Raw genomic sequence first — 4,633 nt, forward strand, 5'->3', positions numbered from 1 at the left:
ATGGTCTTTGTGGCTTCAAATCGAGCGAGAAGACTGGTGTTCTTCCAGTCTGAAGCGTCCCCACAGCAGGCGGAATTCCTGGCAGCCGCATGCGGTCAATTTTGCTAATTTAATGGCACAAACGCTTACCAGTACTGGGGCAAAGCCGGTATTTCATCTTTCAATCTTTGGTCACGTTTCTTAAAGGTTCTTAAAAATCGCTAGGTTCCTTAAGGAGATGTGGTATAATTCTCGGTGTTATGGATAGCGAAAAATAAGTGATATTGGTGATTAACGTGAAAGAGATTTATTTATGGTTAGTACGACTAATGTCGCTACTGTGTGCAGGTCGGCGGCAGCGCAACGTGGTCTACCTGATGAGCTTTGGGGATAATCTCCCGTTCATTAAGGCCCTGGCCGCGGCGTTACCGGCTGATCGGTCGTTGGTGGTCTTTTATCGTCCAGCATACGAAACAGCCGCCCAAGAATTAGCTGCGGCGGGGATCACCGTTCATCCGTTTCGAGATGACCTGCGATTTGTCTTTAAAAGCATTCCAATCATTATGCAAGCACGAGTGTTGTTTTGCGACAATTACTACGCCTTCTTAGGCGGTCTGCACCACCCACAGCGCATGCGCATCGTACAGTTGTGGCATGCGGCGGGGGCCATCAAACGTTTCGGTTGGGATGACCCGACGACGGCCGAACGGTCACAGAGTGATCAGCGGCGGTTTCAGGCCGTGTATGATCAGTTTGATGACTACGTGGTGGGCGCCGCGGCGATGGGAGAGGTTTTTGCGAAAAGCTATCGTGTCCCTGCGGACCGCATGCAGGTGCTGGGGTACCCGCGGTCGGATCGGTTGAATAATCCCGACTGGGTAGCCCAAGCACAGGCCAAAGTTGCCCGGATTGCGCCGGAGTTAACGGGACACCGGGTCATCTTGTATGCACCAACTTATCGGGATGGCGTGACGTTCACGCCGCCAATCGGGTTGGCCCAGGCGTTGCGTGCGGATCCCGATGCGCGGGTGGTCGTCAAATTACACCCGGTGTTGGCCGACCAAGCAACGACCTTGCAGTCGCAGTTGGGTGAGCAGGTCGTTGTGACGCAGCAACTGAGTACGGCTGACCTGTTAACGGTGGCGGAGACCGTGGTGACGGATTATTCTTCCGTGGCGTTTGACTATAGCCTGCTACCGAATGCGCACAGCTTACTGTTTTACCTTTTCGACCTGCCAACGTATTCGCAAGATCCCGGGGTGCAGGAAGATCTATTCGATTGGTTGCCGAGTCCGGCACTAACCGACAGTCAGCACTTGGCGGCAGCAATTGCTGCAGACGCGCCAACTGACTTTACACAATTCAATCAACATTGGAATAGTGCCAATGACGGCCAAGCGACGAGTCGTGTCGTGGCGCGGTACATGGCGTTATTAACTGATTAATTAAAGGAGTGCAGTGCCTTGAAAGAGGTCATGACCTTATTCAAAGAACAATTTTCGAGTATCGGGATTATTTTTCGGATTTCCCGGTATGAGGATCAAGCAAGTTATCAGAGTCATTACTTAGGATTGGCGTGGGAATACTTATATCCGTTAATTCAAATCGCGATTTACTGGTTAGTCTTCGGTGTCGGGTTAAAACACGGTCAGCCCTTAAATGGGGTTGGTTACCTGCCATGGATGGTTATTGGGATCACGCCTTGGTTCTTCATGAACCGAGCAACGTTGGACGCGTCGAAGAGTATCTATCAACGGGTCAACATGGTTGCCAAGATGAAGTTCCCCGTTTCAGCGTTACCAACGATCAAAGTGGTCAGCAATCTGAGTTCCTTTTGGACGATGATGGTCTTCTCCATCTTTATTGGTCTGTTAAATGGGGTCTACCCTAAGGTATCTTGGTTCCAATGGATCTACTACTTCTTCGCCATGATCTGTTTATTGGTGGCATTAGGGGTCTTAAACTCATGTATCAGTGTGCTGGTGCGAGATTACCACATCTTGCTACAGTCCGTGATGCGGATGTTATTCTACGTGTCAGGGGTGCTGTTTAACTTCGTCACGACATCGTTCCCCGCACCATTTGTCCACTTACTCGAATTGAATCCTTACTATTACATTGTTAATGGGTTCCGGGAATCCTTCATTGGGACCGGTTGGTTCTGGCAACACCCAATGTTGACGCTGGAATTCTGGATGTTCGTGTTCTTCGTGCTACTAATTGGCTCACACTTACACTACAAGTTCCGGTCACGTTTTGTCGATTTAATCTAATTGAAAGGAGCAACCTCAAATGGCGAATGGTTTAAGTCACATTATTCAGTCATTGAAGCTCGTTGCTCGCTATGGGCTCATCGTGTTGAACGATGGGCTTATTTGTTTACCCATAAAGCGACGGCTCGTGATATTTGAAAGTTTTAACGGCAAGGATGTCAATGACAATCCGGCGGCAATCTACCGTGAATTGGTCAAGACCCATCCAGCGTACGCACAAACGGCGTATTTTAGCGTAAAACCGCGGGAGTATGCGGCGTTACGAGCGAAGTATCCGGAAATTAAATTGGTCAAGCGCTTCACACCACGCTGGGTCGGTCTGATGGCCCGCGCGGAATTCTGGGTCTTAAATTCCCGGTTGCCCAACTGGTGGCACAAGAACCGGCGGACACAAACGATTCAGACTTGGCATGGCACGCCGCTTAAAAAACTAGGGGCTGACATCGAACACGTTGCGATTCCAGGGACCTCGACGGCCGATTATCACCAGCAATTCGTCACGGCCGCCAGTCGTTGGGACTACCTGATTGCGCCGAACCAGTATTCGCAGGATATCTTCAAGTCGGCGTTTGGGTTCCGCAATCAATTTCTGTCGATCGGCTATCCGCGTAACGATGTGCTCTATACGACCAGTGCCGAGCAGATTCAACAATTAAAGCGAAAATTACTGGGAGCAGTGACGGGCCCCATCGTGATGTACGCGCCGACTTGGCGAGACGATATGGCAGTCCGGCCCGGCGTCTATCAGTTTGACCTGCCGTTTGACCTGGGCGCGTTCTTCCAGCATGTGCCAGCAGGGACGCACCTGATTATTCGGCCGCATTACTTGGTCAAGGACGCCATTGATATTCACGGCTTTGAGGACCGAGTCACGGTGCTGGCTGATACGGATATCGCCGAACTGTATCTGATTTCTGACCTGTTGATCACAGACTATTCTTCGGTCATGTTCGATTTTGCTAATTTGAAGCGACCAGAATTATTCTTTGCCTATGATTTAGCCCATTACCGCGATCAGTTACGGGGGTTTTACTTCGACTACGAACAAGAGATTCCGGGGCCATTGGTAACAACGGCGACGGCCTTTTATCAGCAACTCGATGTTTGGCGGACCGCCGGTGAGTTCGCCGATTATCGCGAGCAGCAAGCGGCTTTCTACCATAAATTCTGTGAGTGGGAAGATGGGACGGCGAGTCAACGAGTTGTACAGGTGATTCTTAACGGAAAGGAAGATTAAGATGGCAGAATTTTTAATCGGCTCACACGTTAGTATGAAGGGCAAGGACATGCTGCTGGGCTCGGCGCAAGAAGCCGCCAGCTTTGGCGAGAATGTCTTCATGATCTATACGGGCGCCCCGCAGAACACGCGCCGCAAGCCAATCGACGAGCTAAATATTGAGGCGGGCAAGGCGTTTATGGCCGCTCACGACCAACGCGCCGTTGTGGTTCACGCACCGTACGTGGTCAATTTAGGAAATACGGTGAAGCCCCAAAATTATGGCTTTGCCGTGGAATTCCTGACGGCGGAGGTCCAGCGGGCGGCGGCACTGGGAGCAACGCAGATCGTTCTCCATCCGGGCGCTCACGTTGGTGCTGGGGCACCGGCAGCCATCGCACAGATTGCCAAGGGCCTCGACGAGATTTTAAGTGCCGCACAAGCCCCCGTCCAAATCGCCTTAGAGACGATGGCGGGTAAGGGCACCGAGGTTGGCCGGACGTTTGAGGAATTGGCGGCAATCATGGATGCCACGGCGGCCAATGATCGGCTGTCCGTCTGTTTTGACACCTGCCACACCAGCGATGCCGGGTATGCGATCGCCGATGATTTCGATGGGGTACTCAATGAGTTCGACCACGTTATCGGCATTGATAAGCTGAAGGTGATTCACCTGAACGATTCGAAGAACCCCCAGGGCAGTCATAAGGACCGACACACGAATATTGGTCTGGGAACGCTGGGCTTCGATGTGTTGAACAAAGTGGCGCATCATCCCCAACTCACGACGGTACCTAAGATTATGGAAACGCCGGTGATTGGGCCGGACCGGAAGCACGGCGTTAATCCACACGGCTATGAAGTGGCCATGCTGAAGGCCCAGAAGTTTAATCCGGATTTAGAGGCCGATGTGTTGGCGGAGAAGCCGGTTGACGAATTTTTAACGCGGTAACTAAAAAAAGTAGTCTGGGATAAACGCCCAGACTACTTTTTGTTCTATGAATTTATATTGCTGACTAAAGGTTGAAAGTTCCAAGATACCAGTCATGTCTGTTCTAGCAACAACAGTGAGACTAAAAATAGGCAATCTGGTGGTCCCTTCGCCTTAACGGCCGGCAGATATGGGCTGGAACGGTGCGAACGCAACTTGAAGCCTCGAAAGAAC

At 51.2% G+C, this 4,633-nt stretch carries 5 protein-coding genes; all 5 read left to right on the top strand.

Features of this window, described 5'->3' with window-relative positions; genetic code table 11:
• Positions 1-184, top strand: a 184-nt coding sequence (locus FC99_RS14310) for a hypothetical protein (protein WP_235805934.1), incomplete at its 5' end; no start/stop codon positions are given.
• Positions 185-308: 124 nt separating this feature from the next.
• Positions 309-1,424 (top strand): CDP-glycerol glycerophosphotransferase family protein, encoded by a 1,116-nt coding sequence (locus tag FC99_RS13025; RefSeq protein ID WP_082153289.1) that lies wholly within the window; start codon positions 309-311, stop codon positions 1,422-1,424.
• An 18-nt stretch (positions 1,425-1,442) separates the two neighbouring features.
• Positions 1,443-2,252: an ABC transporter permease gene (locus FC99_RS13030; RefSeq protein ID WP_048735960.1), complete on the top strand. Its 810-nt coding sequence runs from the start codon at positions 1,443-1,445 to the stop codon at positions 2,250-2,252.
• A gap of 19 nt (positions 2,253-2,271) precedes the next feature.
• Positions 2,272-3,489, top strand: a complete 1,218-nt coding sequence (locus FC99_RS13035; protein ID WP_048735961.1) for a CDP-glycerol glycerophosphotransferase family protein — start codon at positions 2,272-2,274, stop codon at positions 3,487-3,489.
• Position 3,490: 1 nt separating this feature from the next.
• Entirely contained in the window at positions 3,491-4,420 is a 930-nt protein-coding gene (locus tag FC99_RS13040; protein WP_048735962.1) for a deoxyribonuclease IV, read from the top strand.
• Positions 4,421-4,633 lie beyond the last annotated feature (213 nt).

The sequence above is a fragment of the Levilactobacillus koreensis JCM 16448 genome (assembly GCF_001435525.1).
GTDB classification, from domain to species: domain Bacteria; phylum Bacillota; class Bacilli; order Lactobacillales; family Lactobacillaceae; genus Levilactobacillus; species Levilactobacillus koreensis.